Origin of the sequence: Burkholderia stabilis (assembly GCF_001742165.1) — a bacterium.
Taxonomy (GTDB): domain Bacteria; phylum Pseudomonadota; class Gammaproteobacteria; order Burkholderiales; family Burkholderiaceae; genus Burkholderia; species Burkholderia stabilis.
Window position 1 is genome coordinate 1,075,562 of sequence record NZ_CP016442.1, and the last position, 14,736, is coordinate 1,090,297.

General features: G+C 66.8%; 12 protein-coding genes. 3 read left to right on the plus strand and 9 right to left on the minus strand.

The window, feature by feature from the left end; translation table 11 throughout:
- Positions 1–125: 125 nt before the first annotated feature.
- Positions 126–2,750 carry an alanine--tRNA ligase gene (gene alaS, locus BBJ41_RS05045; protein ID WP_069745579.1) on the minus strand — a complete coding sequence of 875 codons (2,625 nt, stop codon included), beginning with the start codon at positions 2,748–2,750 and terminating at the stop codon, positions 126–128.
- Positions 2,751–2,987: 237 nt separating this feature from the next.
- Between alaS and BBJ41_RS05050 the strand changes: the two genes are divergently transcribed.
- Positions 2,988–4,208 carry a CaiB/BaiF CoA transferase family protein gene (locus BBJ41_RS05050; protein WP_069745580.1) on the plus strand — a complete coding sequence of 407 codons (1,221 nt, stop codon included), beginning with the start codon at positions 2,988–2,990 and terminating at the stop codon, positions 4,206–4,208.
- A gap of 40 nt (positions 4,209–4,248) precedes the next feature.
- Here BBJ41_RS05050 and BBJ41_RS05055 read toward each other — a convergent pair whose 3' ends face one another.
- Positions 4,249–4,806 carry an RBBP9/YdeN family alpha/beta hydrolase gene (locus BBJ41_RS05055; protein WP_069745581.1) on the minus strand — a complete coding sequence of 186 codons (558 nt, stop codon included), beginning with the start codon at positions 4,804–4,806 and terminating at the stop codon, positions 4,249–4,251.
- 166 nt (positions 4,807–4,972) lie between these two features.
- A complete protein-coding gene (locus BBJ41_RS05060; protein ID WP_006497729.1) occupies positions 4,973–5,182 on the minus strand; it encodes an ornithine acetyltransferase in 210 nt (69 codons plus the stop codon).
- A gap of 252 nt (positions 5,183–5,434) precedes the next feature.
- Between BBJ41_RS05060 and BBJ41_RS05065 the strand changes: the two genes are divergently transcribed.
- On the plus strand, positions 5,435–7,144 hold the full coding sequence (locus BBJ41_RS05065; RefSeq protein WP_069745582.1) for a glutamine--tRNA ligase/YqeY domain fusion protein: 1,710 nt from the start codon (positions 5,435–5,437) through the stop codon (positions 7,142–7,144).
- A 126-nt stretch (positions 7,145–7,270) separates the two neighbouring features.
- On the opposite strand, the gene BBJ41_RS05070 is transcribed toward BBJ41_RS05065, so the two are convergent.
- From BBJ41_RS05070 to BBJ41_RS05080, 3 genes are all read right to left on the minus strand, one after another.
- Positions 7,271–7,741 carry an NUDIX hydrolase gene (locus BBJ41_RS05070; RefSeq protein WP_069745583.1) on the minus strand — a complete coding sequence of 157 codons (471 nt, stop codon included), beginning with the start codon at positions 7,739–7,741 and terminating at the stop codon, positions 7,271–7,273.
- Positions 7,742–7,752: 11 nt separating this feature from the next.
- A complete protein-coding gene (locus BBJ41_RS05075; protein WP_069745584.1) occupies positions 7,753–8,139 on the minus strand; it encodes an RT0821/Lpp0805 family surface protein in 387 nt (128 codons plus the stop codon).
- Positions 8,140–8,247: 108 nt separating this feature from the next.
- Complete coding sequence (locus BBJ41_RS05080) at positions 8,248–9,633, minus strand: cytochrome-c peroxidase (RefSeq protein WP_069745585.1); 1,386 nt, start codon at positions 9,631–9,633, stop codon at positions 8,248–8,250.
- Between the two features lie 225 nt (positions 9,634–9,858).
- Here BBJ41_RS05080 and BBJ41_RS05085 point away from each other — a divergent pair, with 225 nt between their 5' ends.
- Complete coding sequence (locus BBJ41_RS05085; protein ID WP_069745586.1) at positions 9,859–11,445, plus strand: acid phosphatase; 1,587 nt, start codon at positions 9,859–9,861, stop codon at positions 11,443–11,445.
- A gap of 100 nt (positions 11,446–11,545) precedes the next feature.
- Here BBJ41_RS05085 and BBJ41_RS05090 read toward each other — a convergent pair whose 3' ends face one another.
- From BBJ41_RS05090 to BBJ41_RS05100, 3 genes are all read right to left on the minus strand, one after another.
- On the minus strand, positions 11,546–13,024 hold the full coding sequence (locus tag BBJ41_RS05090; protein ID WP_156814742.1) for an alginate export family protein: 1,479 nt from the start codon (positions 13,022–13,024) through the stop codon (positions 11,546–11,548).
- 104 nt (positions 13,025–13,128) lie between these two features.
- Positions 13,129–13,824: a YoaK family protein gene (locus tag BBJ41_RS05095; protein ID WP_069745587.1), complete on the minus strand. Its 696-nt coding sequence runs from the start codon at positions 13,822–13,824 to the stop codon at positions 13,129–13,131.
- Positions 13,821–14,735, minus strand: coding sequence for a VOC family protein (locus BBJ41_RS05100; RefSeq protein ID WP_069745588.1), 915 nt, complete (start codon positions 14,733–14,735; stop codon positions 13,821–13,823). The genes BBJ41_RS05095 and BBJ41_RS05100 overlap by 4 nt, the downstream gene beginning before the upstream one ends.
- Position 14,736: the final 1 nt, after the last annotated feature.

The following is a 14,736-nucleotide window of genomic DNA, read 5'->3' on the forward strand; positions in this document are numbered from 1 at the left end:
TTCGCGGCGCGCCGACGCGTTTCTTCGGCGCACAAACGAAACGACCCGACCGGCACATGCCGATCGGGTCGTTGTTCGTTTCATGCGATGCCGTCAGCGAAACGGCATCGCATCGGTCGCAGCGATCAGAGCCGCTCTTCGACCCAGCCCTTGACGCCTGCCAGCGCGCCCGGCAGGTTCGCCGGCTCGGTGCCGCCTGCCTGCGCCATGTCCGGACGGCCGCCGCCCTTGCCGCCGACCTGCTGCGCGACGAAGTTCACGAGCTCGCCGGCCTTGACCTTCTTGCTCGCGTCCGGCGTGACGCCCGCGATCAGGCTGACCTTGCCGCCTTCGACGGCCGCCAGCACGATCGCCGCGCTCTTCAGCTTGTCCTTCAGCTTGTCGACCGTTTCGCGCAGCGTCTTCGCGTCGGCGCCGTCGAGCGTCGCAGCCAGCACGTACACGCCGCCGATTTCGACGGCCTGCTGCGCGAGCTCGTCGCCCTGGCTCGATGCGAGCTTCGACTTCAGCGCGCCCAGTTCCTTCTCGAGCGACTTCACCTGCTCCTGCACCTGCGCGATGCGCTGCGTGAGCTCCGACGGCTGCGCCTTCAGCGCGGCCGCGGCTTCGTTCATGCGGGCGTCGAGATCCTGCACGAAGCGCACCGCGTTGTCGCCGGTGATCGCCTCGACACGGCGGATGCCGGCCGCGACGCCGCCTTCGACGACGATCTTGAAGAGGCCGATGTCGCCGGTGCGGTGCACGTGCGTGCCGCCGCACAGTTCGCGCGAGAAACCGAGGTCGAGCACGCGCACTTCATCGCCGTACTTCTCGCCGAACAGCGCCATCGCGCCGCCCTTCACCGCTTCGTCGTACGGCATCACGCGCACGATACCCGGCGCGTTCGCGAGGATTTCGTTGTTGACGATCTGCTCGACACGACGGATTTCGTCGTCCGTCATCGGTGCGTTGTGCGCGAAGTCGAAACGGGTTTTTTCCGCGTCGACCAGCGAACCCTTCTGCTGCACGTGCGCGCCGAGCACTTCGCGCAGCGCCTTGTGCATCAGGTGGGTGGCCGAGTGGTTGCGCTGCGTGCGTGCGCGGCGATGCGCGTCGATTTCCGCGCGCAGCACGTCGCCCACCTTCAGCGTGCCTTGCTCCAGCGTGCCGTGGTGGCCGATCACGTCGGCCTGCACCTTCAGCGTGTCGGCCACCGCGAAGCGCGTCGCGGCGTTCGCGAGCACGCCCTCGTCGCCGACCTGGCCGCCCGATTCCGCGTAGAACGGCGTGTGATCGAGCACGACGACCGCATCCTGGCCGGTCTTCACTTCGTTGACCGACGAGCCGTCGACGTACAGCGCGACGACCTTCGCATCGTCGAACGCGATTTCTTCGTAGCCGTGGAAGGTGGTCTTCGCGCCCGTGTATTCGAGGCCCTGCGTGGCCTTGAACTTGCCGGCCGCGCGCGCCTGCTCGCGCTGACGCGCCATTGCGTCGTCGAACGCCGGCTCGTCGACCGTCATGCCGCGCTCGCGGCACACGTCGGCCGTGAGGTCCAGCGGGAAGCCGTAGGTGTCGTGCAGCTTGAACGCGAGTTCGCCGTCGAGCACCTTCCCGCCCTTCGCTTCGACATCGGCCAGCGCGCCTTCGAGGATCGACATCCCGTGTTCGATCGTTTCGAAGAAGCGCTCTTCTTCCTGGCGCAGCACGTCGGTCACGCGCTGTTCGGCTTCCTTCAGCTCCGGATACGCGACGCCCATCTCGGCGACGAGGTCGGCCACCAGCTTGTGGAAGAACGAACCCTTGCGGCCGAGCTTGTAGCCGTGGCGGATCGCGCGGCGCACGATCCGGCGCAGCACGTAGCCGCGGCCTTCGTTGCCCGGGATCACGCCGTCGACGATCAGGAACGAGCATGCGCGGATGTGATCGGCGATCACCTTCAGCGAGTTGTTGGTGAGATCGCTGATCTCGGTCACGCGCGCGGCGGCCTTGATCAGGTTCTGGAACAGGTCGATCTCGTAGTTGCTGTGCACGTGCTGCAGCACCGCGGCGAGACGCTCGAGGCCCATGCCGGTATCGACCGACTGCTTCGGCAGGCGCGTCATGTTGCCCTGCGCGTCACGGTTGAACTGCATGAACACGAGGTTCCAGATCTCGATGTAGCGGTCACCGTCTTCTTCCGGCGACCCCGGCGGGCCACCCCACACGTCCGGGCCGTGATCGTAGAAGATTTCCGTGCACGGGCCACACGGGCCGGTATCGCCCATCGTCCAGAAGTTGTCCGACGCGTAGCGCGCACCCTTGTTGTCGCCGATGCGGATGATGCGCTCGGTCGGCACGCCGACTTCCTTCGCCCAGATGTCGTACGCCTCGTCGTCTTCCTGGTAGACGGTGACCCACAGCTTGTCCTTCGGCAACTGGTAGACCGTAGTCAGCAGCTCCCACGCGAACTTGATCGCGTCGTGCTTGAAGTAGTCGCCGAACGAGAAGTTGCCGAGCATCTCGAAGAACGTGTGGTGACGCGCCGTATAGCCGACGTTCTCGAGGTCGTTGTGCTTGCCGCCCGCGCGCACGCTGCGCTGTGCCGTCGTGGCGCGCGAATACGAGCGCGGATCCGTGCCGAGGAACACGTCCTTGAACTGGACCATGCCCGAGTTCGTGAACATCAGCGTGGGGTCGTTACCGGGCACGAGGCTCGACGAGCGGACGATCGTGTGGCCCTTCGATTCGAAGAATTTGAGGAATTTCTCGCGGATTTCGGCAGCTTTCATGGCGTGCGGGGAATGTCTGGCTAAGACGGCTTCAAACGCCGGCGGTCCTGGCGGACGCACGGCGGGCAAGTATCGTAAACGCTCGATTATACGATACAGACTGCCGGCCCAGACGGCAGCGGCCCGGCCTCGCGGACGACCGCGCCGGGCCACCTGTCCGGCCGATTCGCCTTAAGATGCTCGGCATGCCAATCCGCCTTGCCCGCCAAGGCCAGCCATAAAGGAGACGATTCGACGATGGGTGCCCTGAGCCATATCCGCGTGCTGGACCTCACCCGCGTGCTCGCGGGCCCGTGGTGCGCGCAGACGCTTGCCGATTTCGGTGCGGACGTGATCAAGGTCGAGCGCCCGGGCGCCGGCGACGACACGCGCCACTGGGGGCCGCCGTACCTGAAGGACGCGGACGGCGCCGATACCGCCGAAGCCGCGTACTACCTCGCGGCGAACCGCAACAAGCGCTCGGTGACGGTCGACATCGCGACGCCCGAAGGCCAGCAGATCGTGCGCGAGCTCGCCGCGCAAAGCGACGTCGTGCTCGAGAACTACAAGGTCGGCCAGTTGAAAAAATACGGGCTCGATTACGAATCGCTGCGCGCGGTGAAGCCCGACCTGATCTATTGCTCGGTCACGGGCTTCGGCCAGACGGGCCCGTACGCGCACCGCGCGGGCTACGACTTCATCGTCCAGGGGATCGGCGGCTTCATGAGCATCACCGGCGAGCGCGACGGCGAGCCGGGCGGCGGCCCGCAGAAGGCCGGCGTCGCGATCGCCGATCTCGCGACCGGCCTCTATTCGACGATCGCCGTGCTCGCGGCGCTCGCGCACCGCGATCGAACCGGCGAAGGCCAGTACGTCGACATGGCGCTGCTCGACGTGCAGGTCGCGCTGCTCGCGAACATGAACACCAACTTCCTCGCGAGCGGCAAGCCGCCCGTGCGCTGGGGCAACGCGCATCCGAACATCGTGCCGTACCAGACATTCCAGACGAGCGATGGGTGGATCATCGTCGCCGTCGGCAACGACGGGCAGTTCCGCAAGTTCGTCGAGGCCGGCGGCCAGCCCGAACTGGCCGACGACGAACGTTTCGCGACGAATCCGTCGCGCGTGCGCCACCGCGACACGCTGGTGCCGATCCTCGCGGAAATGGTGAAGGCGCGCGGCAAGGCCGACTGGATCGGTGCGCTCGAAGCGGCCGGCGTGCCGTGCGGGCCGATCAACGATCTCGACGAAGTGTTCGACAACGAGCAAGTCGTCGCGCGCGGGATGCAGGTGTCGCTGCCGCACCCGTGCGGCGCGGACGTGAAGCTCGTGCGCAACCCGATCCGGATGAGCGCGACGCCGCCCGACGCGCGCACGGCCCCGCCGCTGCTCGGCGCGCAGACCGACGACGTGCTGCGCGACATGCTCGGCTACGACGATGAACGGATTGCCGCGCTGAAGGCGAAGCAGGCGATCTGACGCGCGGCCGGTTCGGCGGCGCCGGTGGCGGTGATGGTGCTTATCGCTGCTGCCGCGCGAGCGCGTCGAGCCAGCCGCGCGCGGCGGGCCAGTCGCCGAGCCCGCTGTCCGCGTTGATGTGGCCGCGCGGGCCGATGTCGTGAAATGCGCTGCCCCACGCGCGTGCGCAGCCGCGCGCGAACGCGATCGAGCCGTACGGATCGTCGCTGCTCGCGACCACGCAAGTCGGAAACGGCAGCCGCTCGCGCGGCACCGGCCCGAAACCGTGCGCGTCGATGGGAAACACGGGCCCGGCGGGATCGGGCAACGCGACGAGCAGCGCGCCGCGCACCTTCGCAAGCGCGGCCGGACGCGCATAGCGCGTCGCCCACCACGCGGTCGTCAGCGTGCCGAGGCTGTGGCCGGCGATCAGTACCGGCCCGCGCGCGGCTTCGATCGCGCGGTCGAGCGCGAGACACCAGCCGTTGCGAAACGCACGGTCCCAATCGGGCATCGCGACGCGCGAAAAACGCGCATCGGCGCGCTCCCAGCGGCTCTGCCAGTGAAGCGGGCCCGAATTGGCGTAGCCCGGCAGAACGAAAACGAGGGGGTCGCTCATGAAAGGATTCGTCGACGAATGAAGTCGTTGTGTGGTGTCGACGAAGTGTCGCACACCCTCCTCTCCCTGATGCTGCCTGTCAAAAACCGGAAGGGTGTGCGCAAGAGCCGTGACGCGTTCGGGTCGGCGTCACGACCGGCCGGCGCCTGGTTGCGCCGGCTTTCGATCAGCGCACGCCGGCGCCGACCAGGCCGCCTGCCGCCGCACCGGCGACGGTGCCGACCGGGCCGCCCGTGATCAGGTAGCCGAGCGCGCCGCCCGCGGCTGCGCCGATACCGGCATTGCGTTGCGTATGCGTCATTGCGCATGCGCCGAGTTGCGACAGGGCCGCGACGATCACGGCGGTACGAACGAGAAAAGTGGTCTTCTTCATCATGATTATTGGCTTCCTCCCGCCACGCGACGGTACGAATGGCGGCATTGAATCGGTGAAGCCATCATAGGAAAACCCGAACGGCTCGGGCAATCCGATTTACGTCGTGTTACAGCCGACACACGTTCGAGATATTGCGCCCCCCGTCTCCGACGTACCGACCCCAACCCGCAAGCCGCGCGGGACGGACCTCCGTCAGGTAGAATTGCAGGATTAAACCGGCGCGACGCGCCGACCCAACCTGACGCCAACCGCATGAGCACCGAACGCAACGACGCCCCCGCGGCTTCCAATTTCATCCGCAACATCATCGACGACGACAACCGCACCGGCAAATGGGGCGGCCGCGTCGAGACGCGCTTCCCGCCCGAGCCGAACGGTTATCTGCACATCGGCCACGCCAAGAGCATCTGCCTGAACTTCAGCGTCGCGCGCGACTACGGCGGCGTGTGCCACCTGCGCTTCGACGACACGAACCCGGAAAAGGAAAGCGTCGAGTACGTCGACTCGATCGTCGACGCGGTGCGCTGGCTCGGTTTCGACTGGCGCAAGGACGCGGTCGACCACCAGTATTTCGCGAGCGACTACTACGACAAGCTGTACGAATTCGCCGAGCTGCTGATCAAGCGCGGCAAGGCCTACGTCGACAGCCAGAGCGCCGATGAAATGCGCGCGAACCGCGGCTCGCTGACCGAAGGCGGCAAGCCGTCGCCGTTCCGCGAGCGCACGCCCGAAGAGAACCTCGACCTGTTCCGCCGGATGAAGGCAGGCGAGTTCAAGGAAGGCGAGCACGTGCTGCGCGCGAAGATCGACATGGCTTCGCCGAACATGAACATGCGCGACCCGGTGATCTACCGGATCCGCTATGCGCACCACTACCGCACCGGCGACGCATGGTGCGTGTATCCGATGTACGACTACACGCACTGCATTTCGGATGCGCTCGAAGGCATCACGCATTCGCTGTGCACGCTCGAATTCGAGGATCACCGCCCGCTGTACGACTGGGTGCTGAACGAACTCGCGGAAGCCGGCATGTTCACGCGCCCGCTGCCGCAACAGATCGAATTCTCGCGGCTGAACCTCACGTACGCGATCACCAGCAAGCGCAAGCTGCTGCAGCTCGTCACCGAAGGCCACGTCGACGGCTGGGACGACCCGCGGATGCCGACGATCGTCGGCGTGCGCCGCCGCGGCTTCACGCCGGAGAGCATTCACCTGTTCTGCGAGCGGATCGGCGTGACGAAGATCGATTCGTGGATCGACATGAGCATCTTCGAAGGCGCGCTGCGCGACGACCTCGACGACAAGGCAGCGCGCACGGTCGCGGTGCTCGACCCGCTGAAGCTCGTGATCGACAACTATCCGGAAGACCTGGAAGAAGCGTGTACGGCGCCGGTGCATCCGCATCACCCGGAGCGCGGCGTGCGCACGTTCCCGATCTCGCGCGAGCTGTGGATCGAGCGCGAGGATTTCGTCGAGAACCCGCCGAAGGGCTATTTCCGCCTGTTCCCGGGCAACAAGGTGCGCCTGCGCTACGGCTACGTGATCGAGTGCACGGGCTTCGACAAGGATGCCGACGGCAACGTGACGGCCGTGCACTGCAACTACTTCCCGGACAGCAAGTCGGGCACCGAAGGCGCGAACACGTACAAGGTCAAGGGCAACATCCACTGGGTCAGCGCGAAGCATGCGCAGCCGGCCGAAGTGCGAATCTACGACCGCCTGTTCAAGGAGCCGCATCCGGACGCGGGCGGCGCGAACTTCCTCGAAGCGCTGAACCCCGATTCGAAGAAGATCGTGCAGGCGTACGTCGAGCCGGGCAACGACGACATCGCACCGGAAACGCGTCTGCAGTTCGAGCGGCATGGTTACTTCGTTGCCGACCGTGTCGATTCGAAGCCGGGCAAGCCGGTGTTCAACCGGATCGTCGGGCTGCGCGACAGCTGGGGCAAGCCGGCCTGACGGCCTGCTCCGCGCGCGGTGCACGGCATCGCGCAACGACAAAAAAACCGGCTCGAGGGCCGGTTTTTTCATGGGTGCGCCGATTGGGGCAGCGATGCGAAGCGGCAGCAACGCCGTCGCTCACATTCACACCCCCGACAACCGCCGATGCAGATCCGCCAGCGACAGCTTCGTGCGAAACAGCCGCGCGAGGCTGCGGCTCGCATACGCGTCGATATCGCCCGGCACGGTCCAGCGGTACGCATCCATCTCGGGGATCATCGAGCCGTCGCGACGGCTCGGGAACAGCGACGTGCACGTGCAGTGCGCGGGATCGATCTCGCCGTCCGCCACCTGCACCGCGAACAGGTGCAGGTCCTTGTCGTGCCGGTAAGCGAAGCGGCCGAGATCGAGCAGCCGGGCCGGCGCGAATTCGATGCCGGTTTCCTCGAGCAGCTCCCGCAGCGCCGCGTCGGCCGGCGTCTCGCCGGGCTCGCCTTGCCCCTTCGGGATGTCCCAGTGCGTGGTGTCCGTCGCATGCGCGAGGAACACGCGGCCGGCCGCATCGAGAATCACGACGCCGCACGACACCGTGCGCGGCGCGCCGCCCCGCTTCATCACACGCGTGCTCAGTGCTTCTGCAGCTGCCACTTGCCCGCGGCCGTCTTGCAGTAGACCGGCTTGAGGGTCATCGTCTGGCCTTTCGCGGTGATGTCCGTGGTGATTTGACGGCAGGTCTTGCCGTCCGTCTCGGTCGTGGTCGGCGTGAGCTTCGCTTCGATCTGCGTACGGCTGCCGCTGTTCTGCCACGTGGTGGTTTCGCCGTCCTTGCCTTCGTCGCGCACCTTCTCGGCGGCCTTCGACAGCGACGCCGTGTCGGCCTTGCTGAAATAGCTGAGCGGCGTGTTGGTCAGGAAGTTCAGGTTGTTCTGCGCATGGGCGGGCAGCATCGCGGCTGCGCACGCGGCGCCGGCCAGCACACGCGTGACGATGGAAAGGGATGCACGCATCGACATGTTGTTCTCCTTGGATGTTCGGTCGAACGGCGTGGCCCATGCCGGCGAACCGGCACGCGCCACGCCCGTCAGCGAGCGAGCATAGCATGCGTGCCGGATGTGGCGCTTTTAGCGGGCCGCCTGCGTCGACCCGGGTTGATATCCGTCAGTCAGCGTGCCCAGGAATGCGATCACGTCCTTGATCTCGGCCGCGTTCAGCGCCGGCTGCTCGCCGCGCTTGCGGTCGAACGGCGGCTCGCGATTGATGTTCGGCCAGTAACGCTTCGGCAAATCGTCGTAGATCTGCGCCTTGCCGTGCACGACCGGATAGAACTTCTCCGGATGAATGTCGCGCTCGACGTAGAAGCGCATCACGTCTTCCAGCGAGTGATACACGCCGTTGTGGAAGAAAGTCTTGCGCAGCGCGACGTTGCGCAGCGAAGGCGTGCGGAACAGCCCGCAGAATTCGTCGCGCCCCTTCAGGTCGGTGCGCTCGGGGCCGCAGGCGCCGAGATCGTAAAAGCGCGGATCGCGATTGACGGGCAGCGCGCGGTTGCGCGGCACCGCGATCGCGATCAGCCCGAAATCGCTGAACTGCGGCGGCGTGCCGTCGAGCGCGCGCTGGCTGATGTGGCAACTCGCGCAATTGCCCTTCTTCTCGTCGTTGAACAACTGCAGCCCGCGCAATTCGGTCGGCGTGAGCTGCGCGTGGCCGGCGAGATACGCGTCGTACTTGCTCGTGTACGGCGAGAACAGCTCGGGCGTCTGCTCGAACGTCTCGAGCGCGCGCAGCACGGCCTTGAACGTGGCCGCGTCGTCGTCGAGCACCTTCACGCCGAACACCGCGAGGAACTCGTCCGCATACGGCGCGGCCTTCACCGCCTGCGCAACCTTCGCGGGCGAGCTGTTCATCTCGAACGGCGACGTGAGCGGGATGCGCGCCTGCTCGGCGCCCGTGTCGACGCGGCCGTCCCATGTGAGGCCGCCCGTCGGGCCTGCGTCGACGCTCTCGTCGCCTTCGTCGTCGGAGTCGTGGAAGTGCTCGGTGAACTGCGGCACGCCCTGCAGATACTTCAGCGACGGCACCGCGCGAAAACCCGCGCGCTTCATGTCGTCGCCGCCGAATTGCACGGCCAGCGCATTGGGTGGCCCGAACGCGTGCTCGGGACTGTGACACGACGCGCACGCCAGCTTGCCGGAACCTGACAGCGTAGGGTCAAAGAAAAGTTGCTTGCCGAGCGCCGTCATCCGGCGCACGCCTTCGTAAACTTGTGCACGCGTCTGCGGCTGGTTCGTTTCGACCACGGGCACGCTTGCGGAAACCGTTGCGGACGCATCCATCTTCGCAGCGTGCGGCGCACTCGCCGCGCTCGCGGCCGGTGCGGACGGCGTGCCCGCACCCGGCTGTCCGTCGCAGCCGGCAAGGGTTGCAAGCGTGGTGGCCAGCGCGAGCGCGCCGGTCAGATGCAGCCACGAACGCGCAAACGCGCCGGCTGTCGGTTGGCGAGGCTTCATCGATTCGTCGGAAAGTGGGTCCAGGAGCGGCCGGAGTTTATGTCAGCCGCATGACCGTTCCATGACGGCCCACCGACAGGCAATCGAAAGGACGCCTACACCCGCCTGTCAAATCGCACCCTCAAAATACTTTCAGCCGGACATGCCACGGTCACCTCCGAGAACCGGCGGCGCACGGATGCTCCGGTTCCCCACGCGACAAGAGAGAGATAGAGAGTACAACGCATGAAAAACCACGCCTGGATTCGCTTTACACCGATCGCCATCGCCGCGGCCGCCGCCCTCACCGCCTGCGGCGGCGACGACGTGCAGCAGCAAGGCCTGTCGACGGTGAAGAACGTCGTCGTGATCTATGCGGAAAACCGCAGCTTCGACAACCTGTACGGCAACTTCCCGGGTGCGAACGGCCTGCAGAACGTGACGGCCGCGAGCGCGCAGCAGAAGGACCGCAACGGCCAGCCGCTCGCGACGCTGCCGAAGGTCTGGGGCGGCCTGACCGCGAAGGGCGTGACGCCCGCCGTGACCGAGGCGATGACGGCCAACCTGCCGAACGCGCCGTTCGCGATCGACGATCCGAGCGGCTTCAACACGCCGATGAGCGTGACGACGCGCGACCTGTATCACCGCTTCTACGAGAACCAGATGCAGATCAACGGCGGCAAGAACGACATGTTCGCCGCATGGGCCGATTCGGGCGGCCTGGTGATGGGCCACTACACGCCGGACGCGACGAAGCTGCCGCTGTGGAAGATCGCGCAGCAGTTCACGCTGGCCGACAACTTCTTCATGGGCGCATTCGGCGGCTCGTTCCTGAACCACCAGTACCTGATCTGCGCGTGCGCGCCGTTCTACGCGAACGCGGACAAGAGCCCGGCCGCCGGTTCGATCTCGGCCGTCGGCGCCGACGGCAAGTCGCTGCAGCTCGCGAGCAACTCGCCGGCTTCGGCGCTCGACGGCATTCCGAAGTTCGTGAACTCGGGCAACCTGACGCCCGACTTCTACGCGATCAACACGATGCAGCCGCCGTACCAGCCGAGCGGCAACAAGGCGGCTTCGGGCGGCGACCCGAACCTCGCCGATCCGAACGCCGCATCGACGCTGCCGCCGCAGACGCAACAGAACATCGGCGACCTGCTGACCAACGCCGGCGTGTCGTGGGCATGGTACGGCGGCGCGTGGAACCAGGCGCTGCAGGCTGCGCAAAGCGGCACGGCGAACGTGATCTACGGCCCGAACATGACGGCGCCGAACTTCCAGCCGCACCACCAGCCGTTCAACTACTACGCGAACCAGGCACCGGGCAGCACGAGCCGCGCGCAGCACTTGCTCGACGGCGGCACCGACGGCAGCGAGTTCCTCAAGGCGATCGACGCGGGCACGCTGCCGCAAGTCGCGTTCTACAAGCCGCAGGGCAACCTGAACGAACACGCGGGTTACACGGACGTGTCGAGCGGCGACCAGCACATCGCGAACCTGATCGCGCACCTGCAGGCCAGCCCGCAGTGGAAGAACATGGTCGTGGTCGTCACGTACGACGAAAACGGCGGCTTCTGGGATCACGTGTCGCCGCCGAAGGGCGATCGCTGGGGCCCGGGCACGCGGATTCCGGCACTCATCGTGTCGCCGTTCTCGAAGAAGGGCTTCGTCGACCACACGCAATACGACACGGCGTCGATCCTGCGCTTCATCACGCGTCGCTTCTCGCTGCCGCGCCTCACGGGCCTGCAGCAGCGCGACGATGCGCTGAAGGCCAACGGCGCGCAGCCGATGGGCGACCTGACGAACGCGCTCGCACTGTCGCCGAACCTGTAACGGCATCGCAGCGTCGGGGCCGGCTGCTGTCGGCTCCGACGAACGAAGGGCGGCCTCACGGCCGCCCTTTTTCATGGTTGCGCGTGACCGCCTCGCTTCGTCACCAGCCGTACTTCAACTCGACGCCGACGTAATCGGCGTTGTGCCCGCCCGCCTGCCGGATCGCGTCGCCGACCTGGAAATGCACGGCCTCGATCGCGCCGATCAGGTTCGCGGCGATCGTCCAGTCCGCCCGCAACTGCACGTACATCCCCGTCCACAATCCGCCCTTGCCGGCCGTGCCCGGCACCACGGCGTTGCCCTGCTGGTAGACGGCATCGCCGGTCGTCTCGCGCCACTGGAAACCGAGCGCACCGAGCAGCGACAGGTTCGGCGCCGGCTTCAGCGTCACCGACGGCTTCACGTGAATCAGGTTCGAGTAGCCGGTAAAGCCGGCGAGCGTGAAGTAATACCCGTTCGGGAACAGCGGGTTGAAGGTGCCGACGCGGCCGTCGTGCGGATGCCGGTCACCCGATGTCGCGTCCACCTGCAGCGCGACACGCGGCGACCACGGCGCGTCGAGCCGGTAGCCGGCGATCGAGCCGACCGCCCATGCGCGAATCGTGCTGCTGCCGACCGTCCCCGTCTGCAGCATCGTTTCGAGATCCCAGTCGAAGCGTCCGTGCGTACCCGTGTAGCGCAGGTCCCACACGTCGCGGCGCTCGGCGCCGCTCGCATCGAGAAACCGCGCGTTGCTGCGGTTGTAGCGCGACCAGTAACCGGACAGGTCGCCCGGCCCCACCGACTGCCGCTCGAAGCGCACGCCGCTGAACGTGAGGTCGCGGTTCGACACGTCGTCGAACGTGGACATGGTGCGGTTCTGCACGGGCTGCGTCGCGTAAGCGATGAAGCGCCACTTTTGATATTCATAGTCGGCCCATACCGCATCGAACGCCTGCCGCACGTTCGGGCCGTCGCGCGCCGCAATGAAACGCTGCAAGTCGAACGCCATCTCCTGGCGACCGACGCGGAACTTGAACGTGCCGCCGCCGAGCGCGCCCGTGTAGGTCGCGAACGCCTGCTCGAGATCGAGCGGGTTCCTGTCGACCGGCGAAATCGTGTTCTTGCCGTACGCGCGATCGTCCTGCAACTGCACGAAGAATTGCCAGTGCTGGCCGAGATGCGCATCGGCATGCACTTCGACGCGCTGGATCAGGTACGTATCCGATTGCGCGGAGCCGATCCCGAACAGCGGCGCATCGTTGGTCTCCAGGCGCTCGCGCAGGTTCACGCCGAGCGACAGATAGGATGCCGGATCGTTGCCGAGCGGAATGTATTTCAAGCCGTCGAACGGCGCACGCGGCACGCACGGATTCGCGAGCACCGACCAGTCTTCCTGCCAGCGGTTGAACAGCACGGTCGGGCGCTTCACCGTGCATGTGGGCGCGGCGCCGTCCGCGGCCGATGTCGATGTCGATGTCGATGTCGATGTCGTCGCCGCTTGCGCGAACACGGCATCGCTTCCCGCAAGCAACAACCCTGCAACGACCGACGCGCGGGCAGCGCGATCGAAGCGGCGAACCCTTGCTGTTGCGGTCATCGCGATACCCTGCCCGCTCATCGCGGCGATCCGCTCGCGACCGCCTGCGTCAACTCGGCCCGCTTGCCGCACGCGCATGCGCCCCGTCCTTCCATGCCGCACGATCATGCATGCTCCTGCGTAGCGGTACGAGCAGCCATCCCCGCACACGCCGCCAGCACCGCGAGCGCACCGGCCGGCACGAGCAGCGCCCAGAACCCGACATGGCGAAAACCCAGCGCGCCGCACGCCGCGCCCAGCGCGAACGCGACGATCGCCGGCCACATCTTGCTAAAGCGTGCCCGCGCAGCCGCACGCGCACTGTCGGCCGTGCCGGCGGACAGCAGGTCAACGACGTCGAGAATGGCCTGCGTGACGTTGCCGGTCATCACCGTGTTCGGCACGCCGGCGCGCGCGATCACGCGCGGATGCGCATTCTGCACGCCCATCGCGAACGTGCCGACGATGCCGGCCACCAGCACCGGCAGGCTGTCCGATTGCGTGACGGGCGTCGCCCACACACCGGCCGCGCAGAAGCCGAGCAGCAGCACGGCCTGCACCGCGTGCAGCGCGCGCGTGCCCTGCCATGCGGGCCGCCCGGCCAGCGCGCGCGCGATCAGGCTGCTCGCGACGACACCGCACACGAACGCGGGAAACACGCTGAGCTTCAGCAGGATGCCCTGCCCGAAGCCCGCGACGCCCGCGCCGATCAGCACGAAGTTGCCGGTCACGTGCGCGGTGAACAGCCCGAACAGCGCGACGAAGCTCAGCGTATCGACGAAGCCGGCCACCGCGGCGAGGATCGTGTCTTCGTGCTTCATCGCGCGGCGCCCGCGTGGATCTCCGCGATATAGCCGCCCGGGAACTGGACCACCGCCGCGTCGCGCCCGTCCGCCGTGTACGGCGGCACGAGCACGGTCACGCCCGCGGCCTGCGCCTTCTTCAGCGTCGCGGCGAGGTCGGGCACTTCGTAGCCGGTCATCTCGTGCCCGTACGGGTAAGGCAGATGGCCGTCCGTCACGAGCACCGTCATCTTGCCGAAACCCGACGTGATGCGAATGCGGCGATAGGTGTCGTTCGGCCGGCCGATCTCGATGCCGGGCGCTTTCAGGTTGTCGGACACCACCTTGCCGTTCGAGAACTTGACGAAGTCATGCACGAACTTGCGCACGCTCTGCGGCGATACGTACACGCGGTTCTCGGGAATCGTCTGCAGCGCGTCGTAGTTCGGCGCCTGCGTGTGCCAGTAGAGCTGCATCTTCACGCCGCCCGTCCACGCGATCACCACATCGCGGCCGATCGGGTCGGGGAACGTGTCGACGATCACGTCCGCGCCGTGCTCGCGCGCCGCCTTCACCGCCGCATCCATGTCGGTCACGAGATAACCGGTGCGCTCCGCGCCGAACGGCCAGGGCACCGGCGTCTTGAAGCCGAACACGGAGATCGAGCCGGCCGGCGTGAACACGAGCTGCGACATCGTCTGGCTCGGCGTCGGCGTGACCTGGAACACGCCCTGCTTCGACTTGCTGCCGCCGAACGTTGCGACAAAGCTGTCGGTGAAGCGGTCGAAATCCTCGGGTGCGACGTACACGTGCGTCGTGTCGTACTGCGGGCCGACGGCCAGCGTCGGCGTGGCCGCCAGCGGCACCGGCGGCTTCGCGAACGCGGCCGGCGCCGCGACGAGACCGGTGGCGAGCGCAAGCGCGAGCAAGGCGGAACGAATGGGTTTCATG